This window comes from Paenibacillus sp. Root444D2, assembly GCF_001426375.1.
Taxonomy (GTDB): Bacteria; Bacillota; Bacilli; order Paenibacillales; family NBRC-103111; genus Paenibacillus_E.
Genome location: NZ_LMEO01000007.1, coordinates 77,975 through 100,273, shown reverse-complemented (window position 1 = coordinate 100,273; position 22,299 = coordinate 77,975). Strand labels below are relative to the sequence as shown.

Sequence of the window (22,299 nt, the reverse complement as noted above, 5' to 3'; positions counted from 1 at the left end):
TTCCTTACTAGCAGCATAAACAATTTTCTCTGTTATTCGACAAATATCGGCTGAGCGAAAGCCCCGAATCCACCTTCCAAGTAGACAGCGATGCGAATATAACCTTCATCGCCTCTCACCGTATACTTCACCTGTTTGATTCTTCCTGTTTCCTCCTGAAGTATACGGCCTTCTTTACCGATCAATGTCACATATTTATACATTTTATCATATAATGGGCTTGATCGAAGATCATAAATAATTTGACCGTCTTCTACCCGAATTCCATCAAAACCATAGCCTGTAGAAACATAAAAGCTGCCCTCACGAATTGCGGTAAGAATAGCTCCATTCGTATTTTCTTCTGAAAGCACCATATTCCAGGCTCGCTTCTCCTGCCCGTAGACATGTGAGTCATCATTTCCGAAGCCCCATACCCTGCGTCCTGCGGATAATATGTAATCCCATTTATCAAAAGCGATATCGTATTCCGGATTTCCATCCCCATTTACAACTTCAATGCCATTGTACCGCTGCATGCTGAGCATATCCTCATGCCGCCAATAATGGGAAAATAAACGGTTCGGATGAGCCAGTATAGATAGGCCGCCGTTCTCTACACATATATCGGAAAGCCTTTGATAATTGTCAATCGAAAATTCATTGGAATAGCCATCCATGAGAGATCTCGGAGGGTGGACAAGCAGCATATGCGTTTGGGAACTGCTCACCTCAATGGCTTCAAATACGGTCCCAATCGTGTGCTCACCCTCATGCTCAGTAATCAGATCATGATCGGATATGCCTAGAAAGTCATAATCGTGATACATGCGGTACACCGTAGAAAGCGGATGATGCCCGTCACTGTTAGTCGTATGGTTATGAAAGCTGCCTCGCAGCCAGATACCTTGTCTGTCATACGGATTTGTTATTGCAGTCACTTACAACCTCTCCTCTTGGGCGTCTATTCTTTGACCGATCCAATCATTGCACCCTTGGCAAAATACTTCTGAATAAAAGGATAGGCAGCAATAATCGGTGCCACAACCACGATGATCGTCGCCATTTTAAGAGAATCTCCCGTAAGCTGCATGCGTTCGAGCATTTGATATTGCGTCGTACCAGCGGCCTGCATCAGGGATTCCCGAATCGCATCCTGTTTGGTTAACATCTCCTGCAGCAGGGTGGATAAAGGTCTAAGCGAAGCAGTTCGGACAAAAAATGCACCTGTGAACCAATCATTCCAATGAGTCACGGCTGTAAACAATGAGATCGTTGCCAGCACAGGCTTGCTGAGCGGCATGATAATCCGCATAAAAATACCAAAGTCGCTGCAGCCGTCCATCCTTGCCGATTCCTCCAGACTGATGCTAATCTGCTGGAAAAACGTCCGCATGATGATCAAATTCCACGCACTGTATAATCCCGGAAGGACATAGACCCAGATCGTATTGGTCAAATGCAGACTTTTGAGCAGCATATAATAAGGAATGATGCCGCCAGAGAACAACATCGTAAAAAAGACCATAAGCGTAAAAAATCGTACACCCGGCATCGTCTTGCTTTTTAGCGAATAGGCAGCCATAGCTGATAAAAATACGCCTGCAATGGTACCTAGAGCCGTACGAAATATGGAAATGGCAAATGCCTTGCCGATATTAGCCGATGTAAACACTTCACGATAATTTTCAAGCGTCCATACGCGGGGCCAGAAATAGATTCCTCCTCTTTCCGCATCCTTACCTGCGTTAAAGGAAAGTGCCAGTATATTAAGAAAAGGCAATATGATGGACAGGCATAGAAGAATAATGAGGGCATAATTAACGAACTTGAATATTTTTTCACCTGCTGAGAGCTTATAAAATTCATTTCCCACGTTAATCTCTCCCCATACTAAGAAGTGCGCCCCCGCCATGATCTGGGGGAGCGCCCGCTTCCCTACTCATCTATTCATTATTTGAGAATAACCTTTGTTTTAGGATCGCTGTCCTTCTTCATAAGCAGCTCTTCGAATTTGTCCAAGCCAGCTGCCTGCAGTTGCTTTTTCGATGCATCTAGAATTTTTTGCGCTTCATCCATGCTTTTGGCATAGAACGCGCGAATGACGCTTTCATTGTAGTTTGTTAAGGCTGTTTTTAATTCATTGCCTGTCGCAAGCTCATTAATAAATGAAAGCGGACGATAGCCATCGTTGATGATTGCGTTTTTCTTCTTTTCGTCATATCCCCAGTACTCAGCAACTTTCAGCGGTGTCGCATTGGCTTCCGGTGAAACAGCATCGCCATACTGAGCTTCGCCGAAATCAGCCAGTCTGTTGATATCCGTACTGCCGAGATAGCCTCCCCAGCTATTCCCTACTCCCTCAAAGCCAAGCTCCATAGCTGCTTTCGGATCTTTGTTCCGTAGCTCTAACACTTCTTTCTTGACCAAAGGATTGCCTTTGGCATCCAGCGTAAAGTCTCTTCCCTCTAGACCGTACTGCCAGAGCAGCTTGCCTTCACGACTGGCCAGGAAATCAGCGAATTTGACGATATCCTGCGGATTTTTCGTTGTTTTCGGAATCGACCAGGCCAAGGACCCACTCTTATAGTCAACGGACATCCGGTAGCTTCCATCCACAGAATTAATAGGTCCAAGCGGAAGATAGCTCATATCTTTATTGAAGTCCAAATAGCTATGCATATCACCGATAATGCCAAATGAACCGTTAATAGCTCCTTCAGTCGCTTTGTTTTCCTGCATCGCATAATAATCAGGAGCCATTAGTTTATCCTTCAAAAGCTTCTGAACGAACTCAATACGCTTCATCGGATATTCCGTCTTGCTTTCGTGAACAATTTTACCTTCCTTGTTCTTTTCGAAGTGTTGGTCAGTCGCTCCCCAGGTCATATCATTGAACAGGGGTCCATTCTCGTGATTGCTATTGCCCCAATATCTAGGTCCAAGTGGGATAACCGCTTTTCCGTTTTTATCTTTGAAATTGCCATCTTTGATCTTCTGGGCCAATTCATACACTTGATCCGTTGTTTTAATCGTTCGAGGATCAACCTTCAGCGCTTCGGCGATATCTTTACGTATAAAAGGACCTCCGACATACTTGCGCTCTTCGTAGCCGCCCTCTCTTTGAATGTTCATATGGACAAAGTAACTGGAGCCGTTAAATTCCGGACGGAACATAACGCCGTTCTTCGTATCAAGCGGCAAATATTTATCATCCAAATATTTGCTGTATATCTTTGTACCTTTAATAAGGGGAGTCAGGTCAGTGAACATGTCTTCTTTGGCTGCTTTCAAAATGACTGGCATTTCTTGGCGACCGCTGTTATTCAGATAATAAACGATGAAGTCCGGTAAATCATTGGAAGCCAGCCCTGCAATCAGGCCGTCAATCGCATGCTGCGAGTTTACACCTTCCATTTGCAACGTAATCCCTGTCATTTCTTTCATCTTCTTGGCGATCTCCGGATTGATGTCTTTCGTTATATCATCGCTGTCAATAAACAGTAGTCCCTTGAGTGTTCTGTCTGCAATCCAAGTTGCGGGCTTGCCACTGCTAGCTGTTGTTGACGGTGTTGAACTAGCATTGTCCCCTCCACCTGCTGGTTGATTGGAACTTTCACAACCGGCTAGCAGCAAACTTGCTGCCAAAGGCATAGTAATCCATTTGACCCAACTTTTGCTCATACAATACTCCCCTTATCTTTCAATTTTTATGAATAACACCCGAGGGCGTCCTTCAACAGTTGAAAATCGGACATCATGGTAACGTTACCATACTGATTCGTCAAAAAACTTTTTGGAAGCTCGATTGGCCGTTACAACAAGAATCAGTCCAATAACACCCTGCATTAAACCAACCGCAGTCGCATAGCCGTATTGTCCATTTTGAAGGCCTACACGAATGATATAGGTGTCAAGAATATCGGCTAACTCCATATTCCCGGGTGTTCTCATGAGATAAATTTGATCAAATCCCGCCTGCAGAATGCTGCCCAGCGACAGAATAAACAGGATCGAAATCGTTAACCGAATGCCCGGCAAGGTAACATGCCAGATTTCATGCCATTTATTAGCCCCATCTATCTTGGCGGCTTCATGCAGCTCAGGATTAATGCTGGCAATAGCGGCCAAATAAATGATGGAATCCCATCCTATGCTTTTCCAAATATGGCTTCCAAACATGAGTGAATAAAAGTACTTGCTTTCCATCATGAAAAAAGTGCTTCCGTCTCCTCCGAAGAATCGGATCGCCTCATTAAGCAGCCCTGTTTCGGGAGCAAGCATCCGCTGCATAAGGCCAATGACGATAACCCAGGAAAGAAAATGCGGCAAATAGGATATGCTTTGTGTAATCCCGCGAAATCTTCGGCTTCTAACCTCATTGAACATCAGCGCAAGCAGAATCGGAAAAGGCAGCCCCAGAAATAATTTGATACTGCTGATAATAAGTGTGTTTTTAATCAACTTTCCACTTTGATAGTCGTTAAAAAAAGCTTTGAAATACGTCAACCCCACCCAAGGACTACCAAGGATTCCCTTATTAAACTGGTAATCCTTAAAGGCTAGCATGAGTCCACCCATCGGGATATACGAAAAAATAACGAAAAATACAATACAGGGAAGGAGCATGAGATATAAATGCTTGTGCCCTAGTATTCTTTTCCCCAGATCAGCATTTTTCTTCTTCGCCGCAGCGCCAACTCTAGCTTGCGGCAGATTCGTTTCCATGTTATGACCACCTTCCTAAGGGTTTCTGCAAACTTTTCTGGTATCGATTCCATATTGCATAAAATAAAAAAATTCTGTTGAAAAATCGTCCGGTAAGCGTTTTCTGAAATCGCTACCATATACATCTGCTTTTAGTATAAATCCATTACCACCTTTTGACAATACAAAATTTTATTTAATATTCTTAATTTTCTGTAAATGACAGTTAGGATCATCGTGCACCAAAAAACAAATAAGCGCGGAAAACGCGCTTATCCTTGCAGCCCCAGTAAATGAATGGGTTAATTTGCAGCCTGAGAGTCGATTTCATTGGAGTAAATCCAATAGAAGTCTGTCTCCGGGCGATGAATCGACCATTTGGTTGGATAAATTCCAATAGAAATGCGATTTTCACAGCCTAATAGACTATTTCATTGGATTTACTCCAATGGTTTTGTGGTTCTCTATCTGAGGATCTAATCGGACGATAAATAAGGAGTAGGCTCCGCTTACCCCAAATTCTTACATGTGTACAAATAAGCACGGAAAATGCTTTCGGCGAGAACTGCCCGTGCAGAAGCTACGTTTCAAAATCGATAGCTCCTCTGCTGGTAAATTCGTTGACTACTAGCTTTATTCGACAAAGAGAAAAAAAGAGCCTGATTCATCCAGTAATTTGGATGAATCGGGCTCTTCTCTTTACCTACCGTTCTCGACTTCTTGCAGCATCGACAAATCAACGAATTTACTTAGGTCGAGCTCCTCTTTGTTAATGCCCTTAATATAGCGAGCATCGATGGATACCTTCGCCATCTCCTCCATCACCTTGACGTCAACGTCAGTGGTGAGTTTCAAACGGCTTAGCGAGGCTTTGATTAAGCCCTTATCCATCCCTTTACCGCTATACTTTTTCAGTTGGTTGTTGATGAGATCATAGGCTTGCTCCGGACTGTTCTGGATGAACGCGATGCCATCCCTATTCGCCTTGATTGCACCCTTCACCATATCCCGGTGCAGGGCAATGAACTTGTCGCTTGCGACCATGATGACCGTCGGATAATCGCCGTTGTTCGGCGGGATCGCCTTCCAATCGACGACGACTTTGCCAAGTCCGGCCTTCTCGATCTGTGTCCCCCATGGCTCGGGGACGAGCGTCGCATCGATCTCCTTCTGGCGGAAGGAGATCAGCGTATCCGACGGGGAGCGCACGATGAGGTGCGCACTTTCGGCACCTCTGCCCAAGCTCACACCTTCTTGCTGCAGCAGCATGCGCAGCGAGATTTCGTTCGTGTTTCCTTTGGACGGAATCGCGATCGTTTTATCTACTAAATCTTTAACGGTATTAATTCCCGAGCCATTACGCGCAACCAATACCGCACCGCCGTTATTTGAACCGGAGACAACCCGATAGTTCTTGCTTTTCAAAAAGAAGGTTGTCGCGGGTCCAGGACCAACGAATCCGACATCGATATCCCCTGTCGCCATCGCGATAGATAGGTCAGAGCCGTTATCGAAGGCTGTGACCTCAATCTTAACTTCATTGCCCCATTCCCGGGCGAAATAACCTTTTTCTAGCGCAATGTACGCCGCAGCGTGCGTTACATTTTTAAACACACCGACCCTAACAACCTGAGCCTTGCCAGAAGAAGTCAACTTCTCCCCGCATGCACTCAGCACTAAAACAGCGACCAAAAGCAGCATCAGCACCCATGCCTGTTTCCTCATCCGGCCCACTCCCTACTCAAGACTTCGAGCCAGCGAGGCCGTAGCGCTCTAGCACTTTATCTTCGAGTTTCTTAAAGCAGAAGTGATCAGAAACTGTGCCCAGTACCGCGATAATAATGACAATACACAGCATCAGAGAGGTATCGCCCAGATTTCTTCCGTCCTGCAATAGCTGGCCTAGCCCAGCCCCTTTGGCAATAAGCTCACCGGCAACTAGCGCGCGCCAAGCGAAAGCCCAAGCCGTGCGAACACCATTGATCAAATGCGGGAACGCGGCAGGGATCATGACCTGCACGAATAGATTAAACCCATTGCCCGTCCCCATCGTCTGCGCGGCGCGCAAATAAATAGGCGGGATGTTTTTGATACCGGTACGGCTGGCCAATGCCATCGTCCAGGTTGCTCCGAGTGTCGTAATGAAAATAACCGAAGATTCGTTAAGACCGAACCAAATAATAGCAAAAGGCAGCCAAGCAATACTTGGAATGGTCTGCAAAGAAACCACCAGAAATCCAAGTGTATCATCCAGCATTCTATAGCGTGCGAATAAGAACCCAAGGGTTGTACCGATCAGCAAAGACAACGCAAAAGAAACCAGCAATCTCGCCATACTCGCAAATGTCGCTTGGAGCAGTTCGCCATGCACCAACCCGTCATAGAAGGCTTGTAAGGTTTGGGTTGGCGAAGGAAACTTCCATCCCCATCCGAATAATCTAAATCCCGCCTCCCAAGCTATCAGAAGCAGTACCAGAAAAATCGTTCTTCTTGATGCTGTACTCATCGCCAGTCTCCTCCCTTACCACTTTCTCCAGCTCGTCTGCCAGTGCGTCCATGATCGAATTCTCCACATGATGGAGGACGGTGTCTGCGCTATCCCGAGGTCTCGCCGCTTTCACGGCGAACTCCTTCTTAATCGTTCCGGGACGCGTGGACATCACGAATACACGATCCGAGAGGATTACGGCTTCACGAATATTATGGGTAATGAAGAGGATCGTTTTGCGCGTACGCATCCAGATTTCTTCCAGTTCTTTATGCAAAATAAGGCGTGTTTGCTCGTCCAAAGCGGCGAACGGCTCGTCCATCAGCAAAATCTCTGGGTCCATGGCAAGCGCCCGGGCGATTGCGGCCCGCTGCTTCATCCCGCCCGAAAGCTCATGCGGATAGCGGTCTGTAAAACGGCTGAGATGCACAGCTTTAATCTGTTCCATCGCCAGCTCGTAACGCTCTTTTTTTCCAATACCCTTCTGCTTGAGACCGAAGGCTACATTGTCCAGCACCGTCAACCATGGGAATAGACCATGTTCCTGGAACACGACGACTCGGTCCGCTCCAGCGCCGGTCACCTTTTTCCCATTCACCTGAATAACGCCATCACTCTGCGTATCGAAGCCTGCGACCAAATTCAGCACGGTCGATTTCCCGCATCCGGACGGGCCCAGCAGGGAGACGAACTCCCCCTTTTCAATCGTTAAAGTGATATTATCCAGTGCCTGATAGCTGCCGCCTAATCGCTGAACAAACGTCTTGCTAACGCCTTTAATCTCGATCAAAATGCCTACCTCCACTCGGGCATGTCCCGTCGTTTTTCACCTAAAACAGCATTTTTAACCCTGCCAAGCCAAGTCCTATGATGAATCCGCATATCGCACCGTTGACACGGATCCACTGCAAATCATTGCCGAGCTTATCTTCCATCAACTGGGTCAGCTTCTCGTTCGTCAGCTTATCCAGGTTTTCTTTGACGAGTAGACCGATTTTGCTGTGATTTTGCTCCAAATAAGCAGCGATTTGCTCTTGAATCCAGCTCTCGCCGCGCTGCAGCATATCCTCGTTTTCTTTCACGGAAACAAGCATTTTACGAACCACCGGAACCACATGTTGAGGCACAAAATCGGGCTGATCCACGAAATCCTCTGCCTTCGCCTTCAACCGCTCTAACAGCCCCGATAATTTCTCATCGAGATCAAATAGGCCCGGCAGCTTCGCTTTCAAACCTTCTAGCTCAGCCAAAAGCTGTGGATTCCGCTCAAGCTTGTTCAGTTCATTCCGAATAAAAGTAAGAACCGCTTCTCTGCGCGGATGATTCTTCGTTCGCATTTGCTCGATGTAGGAAAGAACGAAGTTCTGGATAATGCCCCCGATCTTCTCTTCATTCACCATACCGATGAACGCATTAACGGCAAATGCCATGAAGCCATTCGACTGCAAACCCTCGAACGCTTTGAGCGCCATAGCGCCCAGCTGATCGCGCGTATCCGCCTTAACGGCCCATGCTTCCACTTTATCGATAACAAAATCAAATGTTTTGCCGTCATAACCGCCATCAACTATGCTGTCTACAATCGTGCTAACGAGTCGACTCGTATCCACGTCTTGGAGTGCTTTATGAATTTCCTCCGCTAAAAGCGGCGTTAATTTGTCCAGATCAATCGCGTTTAAAGCTTGTTTGGCAAGTGTCGAGAGACCTTTGTGAAGCGCCGCATTGTCCAAATGGCTCTCCGCCAGCTCAAGTCCGCGTTCCAGGAAACGAATTTGTTGCAAGCGAACACGAATGGTTTCTTTGGAAAGCAGTTCATTTTCAACCGTCGAGACAAGCGCTTTCGTAATTTTCTCACGATTCTTCGGCAATAGGGCCGTATGCGGAATCGGAATGCCAAGAGGGTGACGGAAAAGGGCGCTAACCGCAAACCAGTCAGCCAAGCCGCCTACAACGCCAGCCTCAAAACCACCTTGCAAAAAGGTTCCCCATAGGGTTGAAGATACCGGCGTGGGCAGCGTGGCCAGAAAGCCTGCTCCCATAACCCCTAAGGAAACCGTCGCTATATACTTTGCTTCTCTTTTCATTGTCATAACATCTCTTTCTGCTCGAAGTTAATGAATCATTCCTTCTATTTTATCACAAAATGCGACGAAAACCGTTCTCGAACCTTTTTTTGTTGAATACACTTCGTTGATACTAACAAATGAATGTACATGGCGTAAAGTTTAGTTATAGGAGGAAACTTTCCATGAGCCTAAATGAGACAATAACACCATGGCAGGAGCATTTATTCTGGGTTGAAATTTTACAGGATCATGCCATCTTTGTGGATGAGGCGCTCGCGAATGAAGAGGTACAATGGATCACGATAGCCAAGCGATACATCGGTGCTTTTACAGAACTGCGGAACCGCATTTTGAAAACAGACCCAGCTCTGCCTGTCTCCTCGGAAACGATGATTCAGCTCTCAAAAGATATATACCCTGTTGTTCAAGGATATTATCAATTTGAGGGCTATTTGCAGCATCTGCGCATTCAAAATAAAATCGTTGTCTCCTTAACTCCCGTCTATTTCAATGGGACTCTTTTGGAAAACGGAGAGTATATACGCATTCTGCATTATTGGATAAATGGAGTCCCTTATGAGCCCCTTCCGCTCGTTACGCTGGTGGAAATGTGGCTTGAGGATCAGCTCGGTCACGCTGTACTTCTTGCCAACCATTTGGACCCAACAGAAATGGAGCTAATCAAAACCACACAGCTATTCGCTCAACAATTCAGCGCTCACATCGTCAAAAACACAGCAATCCGCGGCTTCCTCCGCTTCACAGCGCCTAATTTCCCTATTCAGCAAAAGTTTGCCCGGCAAGTGGCTGAAACCGTCATCCGTTTTTACCATGTCGTCGAGGGTGTTATTCGCGATTATCAAGAAACCGAACTGCTCAGCCGGTTGACACTACGGTTCCTTGAACATCATTTACCCGAAACGTGCTATTTCCTGCGCAAGCTGGCGGAATATAATGGGGAGATTGTGGGGCTACCGGATTGTCCGCTGACGAAGCCGTCTTTTGAATAATGGCTGGTGGGGGGAACGATCTTACACATCACTTCTCCCAGCCCAATCAAACCTTTCTTCTGTGATTTGCAAGATCAGTAATCGAGCTGTGCAACGATGCGAATAGTAGCAAGATAATCTACGCATATGACAAAGAGAAGCGAAGTTGTACTTTATACAACAATTTGTCCCTGAAGGTGAGGATACCCTCTCCGGAGTTGTACAAAGTGCAACAATTCACCTCAAATCGAGCATCTTTGAAGCAAATTAAAACAAATTGTTGCACAGCGTACAACAGTTTTCATTTGGAACCGTGAAATCCCAAAATATGTTGTATGCTGTACAACAATCTTATCTGCAACCGCGAAAAGATCACAGCCTATCTCACCAAAAAAAAGAGCCATCATTGGCTCTTTTTCGTTTGCTATCTCTCGCCTTCCCACTCCGCGTAAAACTGCTGGAGGTACTGCTCCATGAAACGGTGCCGCTCCTCGGCCAGCTGCCGGGCGTAGGCTGTGTTCATTAGCTCCTTCAATTTCAGGAGCTTCTCGTAGAAGTGATTAATCGCGGTATCTTTCCCAGCGCGATACTCGGTCTCCGTCATATGCTCACGCGCTATGACGGTAGGATCGTGAATCGGGCGGCCTTTCCAGCCCGAATAAGCGAATACGCGCGAGATGCCTACCGCGCCTATCGCATCCAACCGGTCGGCATCCTGCACGACCTGACCTTCCAGCGTGCGCATTGGCGGACGCGCGCCGCCCTTGAACGACATCGTGCTGATGATCTCCAGCACGTGCTGCACTTGCTCCGCTGGCGTGCCGCTGGCAGCGAGCCACGCCTCCAGCTCGCGCTGCGCAGCGGCTGGATCGGCGTTCAGCTTCTCGTCGACGACGTCGTGAAGCAGCGCCGCAAGCTCGCAGACGAAGCCGTCGGCGCCCTCCTGGGCAGCGATGCGCTTCGTCGTCTGCACGACGCGATAGATATGCCACCAGTCGTGGCCGCTGCTATCGCGCTCCAGCTTCTCCTTCACAAGTGCTTCTGCTGCGAGTAGAATTCCCTCTGTCTTCGTTTGTTCCTCTTCATGCTGCTTCATTTCTTCTTTCTCCTTTTTCCTTCGGCAGACTTTCCTTCACTAGACTTGCCTTCCAAAGCTCCCGTCGGTTGCGGGTCCATCCCCTTCACCTCGGTGTACTTCTGTATAATTTTCTTGAAGTTTTTGCCATATTTATCTTCCAGCTTAGCGCCCATATCCTGCTGCAGCTCGTGGATCACCATATCACGTAAGAAATTGTTCAGCAGCAGCTCCACCATCGCTGGATGCTCTGTCATCATCGCCAGAGCCGGCTCATCGCCGCCTCGTGTACCAACAATTGCCAGCTTGCGGTCGATCAGCAGTGTAAATTTCCGCCCATTGCGCTTCTGCCAACCCTCCTCGCGTCCATGCAGGAATTGATGAACCCCGTTTGGCAGCTCCGCTTCACCAATCGTCGAAACTAGCAATCGCACGCCTTGCGCTGGCACTAGCCGAAGAGCTTCCTTCAGCAGCAGCGCTTCTTCCGACCATAGCTCACAGAGCGCCTCTTCCTTCGCTTTTTTCAGCTCAGTTCGTATACGCTCTATGACCTTAACGTCTCCCTCCAAGCTGAAGTACTCCGAGCGGTGCGCATCCTGCTTCGGCATATGCGCTTTCACATAGCGGATCGAGGCTTGCAGCTCCGCTTCAATCCGCTCGCCGATCTCTTCGATCGGCACGCTCTGATAATGCGTGGGCTCACCGTGACTCGTGATCACGGCCCCCTTCTCCGCGAGCTTCTGCAGCGCGGAGTAGACGTTCGAGCGCGAAACGCCAAGCTGCTTGGCGATTTCGTAGCCGGTCTGCGTGCCGCTTTCGGCGAGCACGTGCAGGCACTTGGCTTCAAGGTCCGTGAAGCCAAGATTTTTTAAATGCAGATGAACATCCTCCATGCCAGCTCCCCTTTTCATCAACCCGTTATGATTTCTTGATCAATATTGTAACATGATTTTTCACTTCAAGTTGTGTAGACTTCTGCTTCCTATCCAGTACATTAGCTGGACTCAGTGCAAGATTAGCAGCTTCATCAGGTACTACGAGCTGCTTATAAAAAAAGACCGGATTGCGTCAAAAGCACAATCCGATCCTACTTCTACTTGAATCCTACAAAGTCTCAACTTCCGCAATCTCAATATAATCCATACTTTTCAACTCATCATACACTTCCGAAGCATATTTCCTATCAATAAACACGATGAAATGCAGCTCTTGCTGCTCCTGGTTCAACTCTTTAATATGTACGCTTTTCATCTTGTAACCTTTGGCAATGATCGCTTTGATAATCGTAGTTAAGTTGCCGTCATGGGAGACGACGAGCCTCACGCGCAGATCCTTCATAATAAGGGGTCTTGGGCCCATTTTCTTAATATAATAAGGCAAAACTACAACGCTAATCATGATAAGCAGGAGTCCAAAAAACGCTTCTACAAAGAAGCCTGCCCCAACCGCAATCCCAAGTCCGGCCGCCCCCCAGATCATTGCAGCCGTCGTTAATCCGATAATGACATCATTGTGTTTGCGTAGGATGACCCCGGCCCCAAGAAAACCGATTCCGCTAACGACTTGCGCAGCTAGACGCATGGGGTCCATTACGTGCAGTCCCGCGACGGCATATTTATTGGCCGATTCGATGGACACAATCGTCAGCAAGCAGCTGCTTAAGCAAATGACTAAAGAAGTCTTGAGTCCGAGCGGCTTATTCCTGATTTCCCGTTCCAGACCAATAATGAGACCAAATATAGCTGAGATCCCTAATTTCATTAAAATGTGCCAATCCACGGAAAGTATCATAGTTGTTGACTCCTCTTTATTAAGTAAGCTTTACAATATCTTAACATTACTTTGGAGTAAATGACCATTTGTTAATTACAAAATCATCATATAGACTCGTAAAACCGAGCATACGTCTAACGGTCGCCGATATAAGCGCGGAAAACGCACTTTCGGCGGGTCTACAAAGCACTGTAGCTCAGACGAATAGGCGCTAATAACCTTTCGGCGGCTGTAACAAAAAGAGGCTGTCCCATTAAGTAGATAAATCTACTCGTGGACAGCTTAAGGTTTTTGGGACATTCGAATCGATATTCAAAACAAAATCCATACTTCCATTGGATTTTTCCAATGGAATCGACTCACAGGCTTCGAAATTCGTAGTTCTATTGGAATAACTCCAATAGAATTGACTCTTAGGGTGCCAAATCACTATTTCCACTGGATTAACTCCAATGGAAGTAGCAGGCAGACTGCAAAATGTATGAAGTAACCTGAATTTTCCAAATAGACTTTTATACGAAAATGAATGAAATGGTGTCCGTCAGGCCATGTTGGTTTGGGACAGCCCCTTTCCCGTTAAATCCGAAACCGATATCCTGCTCCCCAGATCGTCTCGATGTATTGCGGGTTGGACGGGTCTTGCTCGATTTTCTCGCGCAGCTTGCGAATATGTACCGTCACTGTCGCGATTTCTCCCATGGCGTCCATGCCCCATAGCAGGTCAAAAAGCTGCTCTTTGCTGTACACCCGATTCGGATTCATCGCGAGATGGGTGAGCAGGTCGAATTCCTTCGTCGTGAAGACGACTTCTTTCTCGTTTACAAAAACACGGCGCGCTGTTTTATCAATCATCAAACCGCGAATGCGGACTTCATCATTCCGAGTTTCGCGCCGCCCCATCAGTCGTTCGTAGCGTGCTAAATGGGCTTTGACTCTGGCCACCAGCTCGCTAGGGCTGAAGGGCTTGATCATGTAATCGTCAGCGCCGAGGCCGAGGCCGCGGATTTTATCGATGTCTTCCTTCTTAGCGGAAACCATCACGATGGGAATGTCCTTCTCACTGCGAATGCGCCGGCAGATTTCGAAGCCATCCACCTTCGGCAGCATAAGGTCGAGAATAATGAGATCATAATCCGTAGAGAGGGCTCGCTGGAGCCCCTTGTCCCCGCTGTTTTCGATATCGACTTCATAGCCGCTGATCTCCAAATAATCCCGCTCCAGCTCCGCAATACTTTGCTCGTCTTCAATAATTAAGATTCGACTCATTCTTCGCTCTCCCCCTGCTGACTAAGCGGTAATGCCATGTACACGGTCGTTCCCCGCCCAATGATGCTGGTTGCGCTGATTCTCCCGCCGTGCTCTTCCATAATTTGTTTGGCTATCGCCAGCCCAAGCCCGCTTCCTCCGGTAGCCGTGTTACGTGAAGGATCCGCCCGGTAAAACCGATCAAAAATATAAGGAAGCGACTCCTCCGATATGCCTTGACCTCTATCTTTTATTTGAATGACGGCATTGCCGTCGATCTCTCTCAACGTTAAGGTAATGTGGCATTTGCCTTCTTCACTGTATTTTATCGCATTTTCGATGATGTTCAGCAGGACACGTCTGAGCTTGTCACGGTCTGCTGTTACATACAGCGGTGACTTCGGCAGCTCGGTGAGCGCGAACTGAACCCCTTTTTTCTCCATATCGAACTGTAATTCCTGTGCGCAATCCAGCACGTATTGTCCGAGATCTACCTTCTCGAATTGAAAGGGCACTTTGCCCAAATCCAGCTTGGAGAACAGAAATAATTCATCGATGAGCCGATCCATATCAGCTGCTTTGTTATAAATGGTTCGAATGTACCGGTCCAGCTTGTCTGGTGAATTCGATACACCGTCCATAATCCCCTCGACATATCCTTTAATCGCCGTAACTGGCGTTTTGAGATCATGGGAAATATTCGAAATTAGCTCCTTGCGGTTCTCTTCATATTGAAGCTGAACCTCCACGGATTTCTTGAGTTTGCGCCGCATTTCTTCAAATGCCGTACTAAGCTCACCAATTTCATCATCGGAATGCGGGACAATCTCAAAGTCGAGATTGCCTTCCTTGATCTCCTCCGCTGCGCGCTTGAGCGCTCTTAGAGGTCTAATAATACTGCGAGAAACGAAGTAAGTCAGAACACCATTCGTCAACACGAGAATGAGAATAAACGTAACGATGACGGATTTTGAAAATTGGTGAAGATACTTTTGAAAGGGGCCTCCGTCTAGAAAAACGAATACAGAGCCTTTACTATTATCTGAAAATAAAAAATCCTGCTGCCTAGTTATCCACAAGGAACCTTGATTTCGCTGAAATTGACCGGATGATGTGCCAAATGAAGGCAGCTTGGAGGTATTCTCAGCCTCACCCTGTTTAATATACGGTGAAACGTACGTAATCTCTTTATCCTTCCGGATGATGATGCCCATATTAATTTTATGGAATTTCGCCTCTAGATCCTTCACGAATGCGGGATCCAGAAAAGCATCCGGTTCCGTATCCGTTTTCGCTTTCATATAAGCGACATTTTCGAGTTCTTGATCAACAACACGTTTGATCGGATTGCCTTGGGAGAAATCGACCTGAAAAACAGACTTCAGATTCCCAAACGTTGCGACGCTGATTAAGATCACGGCTAGCACGGAGAGCACAAGCGGTACAAGCAGCATGGCTATATAGGAAAGTACCAGCCGTAAACGAATCGACATCCGAATCAAATCTCCTTTTTATCAAACAAATAATATCCTGCTGTAAAAAACAATATACTACATGCCATCAAAAACATAAAGATGCTGCTCATCTTGCCAATGGCCATCGAACTGCCAATCCAGAGCATATGCCAATCTGTGTACGCTGTTGGCGAGTAGGTTGCAATTTGGAGAATGAAAAAAGCAGCTACTTTAAACGCCAAATAAAGAAGAATGCTCACAGTCAATGCGGAACTGCTGCTGGAGAAGAACTGCGCGAGAAGCACGGCTGCAATACTGAGCACAAGCAGAGGAATGAAGGCCGAACCATAAGCGAGGAACCATGTAAGTACTGTAGTTACGCCTCCGAAATCCTGGAAAAATAAGGCAGATATACTCGAAGACAGCAAACCTGCAATTAAATAAAGTGCAATGTACACGCCTAGCGCAATTTGCTTGGATGCGAAAACCTTAAAACGAGTGATAGGCCGAGTGAGCGTATTCTTCATCGTGCGTTCTCCCATCTCACCAGCAAATACATCCGCGGCACCCATGAAGACGAACAAAGGCAGGAATATACTCGTAAACAAACCGAGCATGACGATAGGGAAATCCCCCGATGCAATGGCTCCGATGCCGATGCCGCTTTGAAAGCGTGCAAGCAGTAAGCCTGCAATAACCGGAAGAAGCAGCGTAACAACTAGGAAGAAAATCGTCTTCTTCTTTGAAGCGAGTTTGATCGTTTCGTTCCAGACGTTGGCGGTTAAGCTATGCATGGGCAGCGAGCCTCCTGACTTCATTAATTTCGCGCAAATACGCTTCTTCCAGCGTCGCGCTGCCTTTGGCTAATTCCGATACGAGCCCCTCGCGAATAAGCCGTCCTTGATGAATGATGCCCATGCGATTGCACATCAGCTCCATTTCATGAATGAGATGGCTGGAGATGAGGAAGGTAATTCGCTCTTCACGCGCTAGGTGCATGATGATTTCACGAATATGAACCATCCCTTCAATATCGAGCCCATTGGTCGGCTCATCGAGAATAAGCAATTCAGGCTTTGACAGCATCGCTGCCGCTAGTCCGAGCCGCTGCTTCATGCCCAGTGAGTAACCCGCAACCTTTTCATGCTGAAAAGGGGTGAGTCCGACAATCTCCAGTACTTCATCCACTCGCTGCTTGCCGATCCCAGGATAAAAGCGCGCCGCTAGCTCCAGATTCCGCTTGCCGCTCATATAGGTGTAAGCTTCCGCTGTTTCAATCAGCACGCCAACCTTCGCCATTGCCTGTTCATAATGCGTAGATACATCATGGCCGAACAGCTTTACTTCGCCTTGCTGCGCCCTTGTTAAACCCGTCATGATCTTCATGACCGATGTTTTACCGGCGCCATTGGGTCCGAAGAAGCCATAGATATCGCCTTGCTGTACCGTCATATTCACTTGATGGATGCCGCGCAAATTTTTGTAAGTTTTCGTGAGGTTCTTAATTTCTACTACGGGTTTCATGAACGGGCCGCCTTTCAGAACGAATGAGGAGGTCAACGATCGTTGATGCCTCCCCTTGACTTTCTATTAATGTTTCTCTCCCCAGTTTTTGCGGGAATTTTCATCAAACTTCACATTTTCCACTTGTTTTCCTGTCAAATCAATCGTATCTGGCGTTGTGGAGTTCAGACTAGATAAAGTCATATCTACACTTAACACCACATCATGCGCAGCACCTTGAGCATCTTTACCGGAAATATGAATTTGTGCCGTTTGATTCGTAATGTGGTTATCCGCATCCACGCTTGCGTTCACTTCGACCTCATCCATTTTGATGTCTGTTACAAGCTGAGGCAGGCTGTTTTTGAGTGTCGTTACATCTACACCAAGGGTATCCGCTTTAGCCGGAATTGGACGGTGACTGTTCTCTGCAGTGCCGTGTTTAATAACTAACGAGCCAATTGTGTTCACAACAGGTGAAATCTGACTTCCAGACAATTTGAAATGAATGTCCTTTACGTTACCAGGTGCTTCACTCATGGTTACATAGTTTTTCAGGTTACCAACCAAGGCATCGACCACATTTTCCACTTCGCTAATCACTTGCGGGTCAGGTGTGTGGTTTGCTTGCTCATGCCCTTTGAACTTGCCCGGCATGCCATCACCTTCCAGCACTTTATACACCTCGGAATCCTCGGTTTTTACAATCTGCTTCCCATCTTGGCTGTAGAAGTGAATGGTTTGCTCATCCGTTCCGCTTTTCACTGTGACTACTGCGCTGCCAGCTTGATCGACACCACTGCTTTTAATTGTTGATTTCACATTGAGTAATGAAGCTCCATTGTCTTGTAAGGACACATTCACCTGGCGAGTTACATTCTTCACCAATGCTGTTTGTTTGAATGCTGATTTGAATGTCTCATACCCGGGAGCGTCTCCCACACCTGCATATACCGAGGTCACTAGCATCATGCTGCCTACCGCAACGCCTAATCCCAACATCGCTAACTTCTTATTCATATCTTATTTCCTCCGCGTATACATACGCTTTATCTAATTTGGATGCGTTCCTCGCTTCCATGTATTCATCTTATCCCCTCCGCATTAACTGCCTCTAAATCACCTATTAACCGTGCCTAAAACAATTCTTAAAACTTTATTAAAAAAAGCCTCTAAAACCGCAGAATTTGCGGAGATGAAGGCTTTAAATATGGGTCAATAGCTAGTACTGCTGCTCTTTTTCCCTCATCTTAAGCATCCCGGAGTGGGATAGGTGGATAACAACTTTTATATCGCCTAATTGATAATTTTCCAGCGGTTTCTCCCCGTTAGTTGTAAGCTTAGACCACTCCGGAAAAGCTTGCTTATATAATACATGCTCGAGCTGATAGATATCCGTATCATGGCTTTTCCCCTCCTTGCAGGTTTGCTCGATTTCCTCAGCGATTTGTTTGGCGATCTGTTTTCGCAGCGTATCTTCATCAATGTTCTCTAACAATTCGGCAACCACCGCCTCGGCTTCAATATGAATATCAAATAGGGGTTGATCTCCATTCATTCGCGGCGTAATGCTGGCTTTAGGCTTCTGAATAATAACAGATTGTTTTGCCTTCCCATTTATATAAACGACCATAGGCGTACGGGCGGTGCTGTTTTCTAACCAGCGTGCTCCTTTGAACTGATCCTCTGATAGCCATTCCACATGATTTTTTTTAGCTATCGCATAGACTCCGCTTACTTCTAATTTAGGATCTGGTTTTTCATTTTTCACCCACACATCCTTACGAATAGCCAAAGTGGGCATCATCACCGTGTACCCAGGTTCTCTAGATAGAGCAGCAAACCTGTACAATTTGAGCGGACGAATATAAGCTCGTTGATGGTAATTTTCTTCAGGCTGCATAAGAATAGAGGCCAAAGGGGAGACATTGAAGAAAGGGATAACCGAAAAAATCGTCTCTATCGGCTCATCCGTACTATAAACCCATGGGGTAAACCTTGTTTCCCCATAGCGTACTGAACTGTCCGTAAATTTACCCACACCTTCCTTTAGGGCCTCTCTTGTAAAAACATAAGCACCCACATGCCCCCAAAAGGCTCGCTGCTGTAAGGTTTTGTACAAACGGTCGAAAGCCGCATTAACCGTTTCCCCTTCCTCTTGTCCGACCCAAATCGCAGGGGAGTGCCCTCCTTTACCGCCTTCCTGTTTAGCCACGCTAGAGAAATCCAACATTTGAAAATACACCACATAGCGCCCTTTTTGATAATCGAAGCCTATCGCAGTAATGTAATTCGTATCTTGGATCGTCTTTATATCCCAACAGCCTGTCTGACTAACCAGAAGCAGCATTCCGATGACCAGTCGTCCTAACCCTTTCGTTATCATGAGGACTCCCCGCCCTGGCGTGTGTCATCCTTCGTATGTAATGCTTTCGGTCTTCGCTTCATTTTGTTCCACGGCTTGGCCAATATGGCAGGGATGATATCTCTGAACTGAGGCGGCGATAAGGGCGACAAGTAAGGCACACCGAATGATTCTAATGTTGATAAATATAAAACGAGCCCCATGAGGGATACCATAAATCCGAAAATACCGAAAATTGTGGATATTATCAAAATCATGATCCGGAGCACGGTAATCGTCCCCGCTAGCGATTGGTTCACTAGGGTGTACATCGATATCGTCGAAATGGAGGTCACTACTAATGTTGTAGGGCTCGTGATTCCCGCGCGTATCGCGGCGTCCCCAACAATTAGCCCACCGACAACAGTAACAGTTTGTCCTACTACCTTGGGCAGCCGCGCTCCCGCTTCACGAAACAATTCGAAAAGCAGCAGCATGATAATAAAATCCATCGGACCTGACAAGGGTAATCCTAACCTGGATGTAGCGATAGTGGCTACTAAGGGAAACGGGATTTGATCCAGATTAAATGCGGAAATTGAAATCCAAAAACCAGGAAATAAGGCTGAAACGATCAACCCGCCTATCCGCAAAACACGTTCGAATGCGACATAATAGTACGGGGAGTGCACATCTTCGGGGGATTTCAATATATACATCAAATTCGCTGGCGCAATAAGAACCATGGGGGAACCATCCACTATGACCGCGAATCGTCCGCGCAGCAAGCTATCAGCTACATAATCAGGTCTACCCGCATAATCCAAAAGGGGAAAGAATGGGTATTTGCGTCCTGACATCTCTTCTTCTAATTGCGAGCTGCTAATCAGGGCATCAACGTTAATAGCTTGAAGCCGCTGCTTTGCTTCTTGGAGGATATTAGCATTTATTACATCGTCTATATAGAGGAGAGCTACCGAGGTGTTACTTCTCGTTCCGATTTGCATTTTTTCAACACAAAGAGTACGCGTCAGCAAGCGTTTGCGAACGAGCGCGATATTCGTAACGATGCTTTCTGTAAAGGCATCTCTTGGACCTTTGATGGATGTCTCTGTACTTGATTCCTCTGGTGAGCGGTTGGGCGGCGCAGAAATATCCAATGCATACAGCAGTTGCGTCTCTTCGAAAAATAAGATCAGCGATCCTGCATATAATGAAACCGTCATCGACTCTATGGCGTTAGAACCCGTAATTTCAATCAATTGAAGCATCGTATTCACATCTAGCTTAGACGCACTATCAAGTTCATTTTTGAATAAATCTTCAAGCTTAGGCAGTACGAGATTCTCGATATGATCCATATTGGTCATACCCTCACAGTACATGAGTAACACTCGCCCCTTCGGATGAGCTTCCGATAATCGGTAAGATTTCACGATGACATCACCAGACAACGCAAACCAATCCCGTAAATCCTGCTCATGCATTAGGCATTCTTCTCCTTTCGTTTTCCCGGCAGGATAGACATCACAAGCAAAACAAGAAGCAAGCTTAAGCCTATTCCAAACATAATGGGATAATATCTATTTTGAATTAGATGCACCATCTGGTTGTCTGAAACTGGGTACAAGCTCGCCGCTAGGAACAACAGGCTGATCCCTATCAGGGTTAGAGTCCGCGTTCGCTTCTTTTGAATACCAATAACATCCACACTAAGAAACATGAGCATCGACGTCCGAACACAAGCCCCTGATATCCATTGGAAAATAGACAAGAAATCCAAGTGGGAAATATATTTCCCCAAGGTAACCATACGCCATTGTTCAAAAGCTGGATATCTTAAATCCGCGGCTTCAAAGGGGCCAAATATGGCAATGGAACCCGTTAACGGACCTATGGTAAGTCCGATCACACATGCCGCAAGAATCAATAAAGCTGGCAGCCGGATGCGTGTATCCACATGATGCTGGAGGAATACGATAGCTAGCAGCTCGAAGGAGGCGCCACAAGTTAACATGATGGATGCAAGTGTAGGTCCATAACCATGTGTAAATAAAGGTGTAAGAAGGCTGTAATTTTTATATTGGAAATTAGCTCCCATCACAAAATACCCAAGAAAAACGACAACCGGCAGTAGAATGCCTGAGGTAATTGCAATCGCTCGCACCCCTGATCTCGCCGCGAAAAAGCAAAAGATTATAAACAAAAGAGCAATCATGAAAGGCGGTGTTCGAGGTAAATAGGTCACATGTGTCCATGTCACCATTTCTTTTATGGTTATAATTGGTTGAGCAATACAAATGGTAATGAGAAATAGTTTGAATGGAAAAACGACCACTTTCCCAAATTTCCGTTGGATCCACTCCATCATATTCTGCTGTTTCGTGCGTTTAATAACGATATAAAGCAGACATACCCATAGGAGCATAGGAATCAGGGAGACCGCTGCGCCGAGCCAGGAATCACGTTTACCCCAATGCAGCAGCACCGGAATTAATAAGACATGGTTCGTAATGCCGATGGAGAGGATTAAGACAAAATATAATTGAAGTGCGGTTATTTTCTTGGTTCCGGACATAAGCTAATCTCCCGCATTGGTAGTAGGTGGAAACTTTTTATAAGTTAAGATTTCCAATTCAAGTGGATTTATGCGGTGCGACAAATTAGATTTAGGCA

General features: G+C 46.5%; 20 protein-coding genes. 1 reads left to right on the top strand and 19 read right to left on the bottom strand.

Features of this window, described 5'->3' with window-relative positions; genetic code table 11:
* Nucleotides 1-32: 32 nt before the first annotated feature.
* From ASD40_RS06465 to ASD40_RS06430, 8 genes are all read right to left on the bottom strand, one after another.
* Nucleotides 33-920 (bottom strand): hypothetical protein, encoded by an 888-nt coding sequence (locus tag ASD40_RS06465; protein ID WP_057302513.1) that lies wholly within the window; start codon nucleotides 918-920, stop codon nucleotides 33-35.
* Nucleotides 921-943: 23 nt separating this feature from the next.
* The gene (locus tag ASD40_RS06460; protein ID WP_060645838.1) at nucleotides 944-1,855 is read right to left on the bottom strand and encodes a carbohydrate ABC transporter permease; all 912 of its coding nucleotides are present in this window, start codon (nucleotides 1,853-1,855) and stop codon (nucleotides 944-946) included.
* A gap of 77 nt (nucleotides 1,856-1,932) precedes the next feature.
* The gene (locus ASD40_RS06455; protein WP_057302512.1) at nucleotides 1,933-3,663 is read right to left on the bottom strand and encodes an extracellular solute-binding protein; all 1,731 of its coding nucleotides are present in this window, start codon (nucleotides 3,661-3,663) and stop codon (nucleotides 1,933-1,935) included.
* A gap of 84 nt (nucleotides 3,664-3,747) precedes the next feature.
* Nucleotides 3,748-4,608, bottom strand: coding sequence for an ABC transporter permease (locus tag ASD40_RS06450; protein WP_414858696.1), 861 nt, complete (start codon nucleotides 4,606-4,608; stop codon nucleotides 3,748-3,750).
* A 777-nt stretch (nucleotides 4,609-5,385) separates the two neighbouring features.
* Nucleotides 5,386-6,411 carry an ABC transporter substrate-binding protein gene (locus ASD40_RS06445; RefSeq protein ID WP_057302510.1) on the bottom strand — a complete coding sequence of 342 codons (1,026 nt, stop codon included), beginning with the start codon at nucleotides 6,409-6,411 and terminating at the stop codon, nucleotides 5,386-5,388.
* A 16-nt stretch (nucleotides 6,412-6,427) separates the two neighbouring features.
* The gene (locus ASD40_RS06440) at nucleotides 6,428-7,192 is read right to left on the bottom strand and encodes an ABC transporter permease (protein WP_047687173.1); all 765 of its coding nucleotides are present in this window, start codon (nucleotides 7,190-7,192) and stop codon (nucleotides 6,428-6,430) included.
* Nucleotides 7,125-7,964: an ABC transporter ATP-binding protein gene (locus ASD40_RS06435; RefSeq protein ID WP_057302509.1), complete on the bottom strand. Its 840-nt coding sequence runs from the start codon at nucleotides 7,962-7,964 to the stop codon at nucleotides 7,125-7,127. Before ASD40_RS06435 ends, ASD40_RS06440 begins: the two co-directional genes overlap by 68 nt.
* 40 nt (nucleotides 7,965-8,004) lie before the next feature.
* A complete protein-coding gene (locus ASD40_RS06430) occupies nucleotides 8,005-9,258 on the bottom strand; it encodes a DUF445 domain-containing protein (RefSeq protein ID WP_057302508.1) in 1,254 nt (417 codons plus the stop codon).
* A gap of 164 nt (nucleotides 9,259-9,422) precedes the next feature.
* On the opposite strand from ASD40_RS06430, the gene ASD40_RS06425 reads away from it, so the two are divergent.
* Nucleotides 9,423-10,250: a DUF2935 domain-containing protein gene (locus tag ASD40_RS06425; RefSeq protein ID WP_057302507.1), complete on the top strand. Its 828-nt coding sequence runs from the start codon at nucleotides 9,423-9,425 to the stop codon at nucleotides 10,248-10,250.
* Between the two features lie 403 nt (nucleotides 10,251-10,653).
* Here the strand turns inward: ASD40_RS06425 and ASD40_RS06420 are convergent, their stop codons facing one another.
* The 11 genes from ASD40_RS06420 to ASD40_RS06370 form a co-directional block, all read right to left on the bottom strand.
* Nucleotides 10,654-11,325: an HD domain-containing protein gene (locus ASD40_RS06420; protein WP_057302506.1), complete on the bottom strand. Its 672-nt coding sequence runs from the start codon at nucleotides 11,323-11,325 to the stop codon at nucleotides 10,654-10,656.
* Complete coding sequence (locus ASD40_RS06415; RefSeq protein WP_057302505.1) at nucleotides 11,322-12,197, bottom strand: TrmB family transcriptional regulator; 876 nt, start codon at nucleotides 12,195-12,197, stop codon at nucleotides 11,322-11,324. The genes ASD40_RS06420 and ASD40_RS06415 overlap by 4 nt, the downstream gene beginning before the upstream one ends.
* A gap of 211 nt (nucleotides 12,198-12,408) precedes the next feature.
* A complete protein-coding gene (locus tag ASD40_RS06410; RefSeq protein WP_442952628.1) occupies nucleotides 12,409-13,095 on the bottom strand; it encodes an MgtC/SapB family protein in 687 nt (228 codons plus the stop codon).
* Nucleotides 13,096-13,653: 558 nt separating this feature from the next.
* Complete coding sequence (locus ASD40_RS06405) at nucleotides 13,654-14,343, bottom strand: response regulator transcription factor (RefSeq protein ID WP_047687167.1); 690 nt, start codon at nucleotides 14,341-14,343, stop codon at nucleotides 13,654-13,656.
* Nucleotides 14,340-15,815 (bottom strand): sensor histidine kinase, encoded by a 1,476-nt coding sequence (locus ASD40_RS06400; RefSeq protein WP_057302504.1) that lies wholly within the window; start codon nucleotides 15,813-15,815, stop codon nucleotides 14,340-14,342. The genes ASD40_RS06405 and ASD40_RS06400 overlap by 4 nt, the downstream gene beginning before the upstream one ends.
* A gap of 5 nt (nucleotides 15,816-15,820) precedes the next feature.
* Nucleotides 15,821-16,570, bottom strand: coding sequence for an ABC transporter permease subunit (locus ASD40_RS06395; RefSeq protein ID WP_057302503.1), 750 nt, complete (start codon nucleotides 16,568-16,570; stop codon nucleotides 15,821-15,823).
* On the bottom strand, nucleotides 16,563-17,300 hold the full coding sequence (locus tag ASD40_RS06390; RefSeq protein WP_057302532.1) for an ABC transporter ATP-binding protein: 738 nt from the start codon (nucleotides 17,298-17,300) through the stop codon (nucleotides 16,563-16,565). The genes ASD40_RS06395 and ASD40_RS06390 overlap by 8 nt, the downstream gene beginning before the upstream one ends.
* Nucleotides 17,301-17,366: 66 nt before the next feature.
* Entirely contained in the window at nucleotides 17,367-18,299 is a 933-nt protein-coding gene (locus ASD40_RS06385; protein WP_057302502.1) for a hypothetical protein, read from the bottom strand.
* Nucleotides 18,300-18,501: 202 nt separating this feature from the next.
* Nucleotides 18,502-19,665 carry a Ger(x)C family spore germination protein gene (locus ASD40_RS06380; RefSeq protein WP_057302501.1) on the bottom strand — a complete coding sequence of 388 codons (1,164 nt, stop codon included), beginning with the start codon at nucleotides 19,663-19,665 and terminating at the stop codon, nucleotides 18,502-18,504.
* On the bottom strand, nucleotides 19,662-21,110 hold the full coding sequence (locus tag ASD40_RS06375; RefSeq protein WP_057302500.1) for a spore germination protein: 1,449 nt from the start codon (nucleotides 21,108-21,110) through the stop codon (nucleotides 19,662-19,664). Before ASD40_RS06375 ends, ASD40_RS06380 begins: the two co-directional genes overlap by 4 nt.
* Nucleotides 21,110-22,201 (bottom strand): endospore germination permease, encoded by a 1,092-nt coding sequence (locus ASD40_RS06370; RefSeq protein WP_057302499.1) that lies wholly within the window; start codon nucleotides 22,199-22,201, stop codon nucleotides 21,110-21,112. The genes ASD40_RS06375 and ASD40_RS06370 overlap by 1 nt, the downstream gene beginning before the upstream one ends.
* Nucleotides 22,202-22,299: the final 98 nt, after the last annotated feature.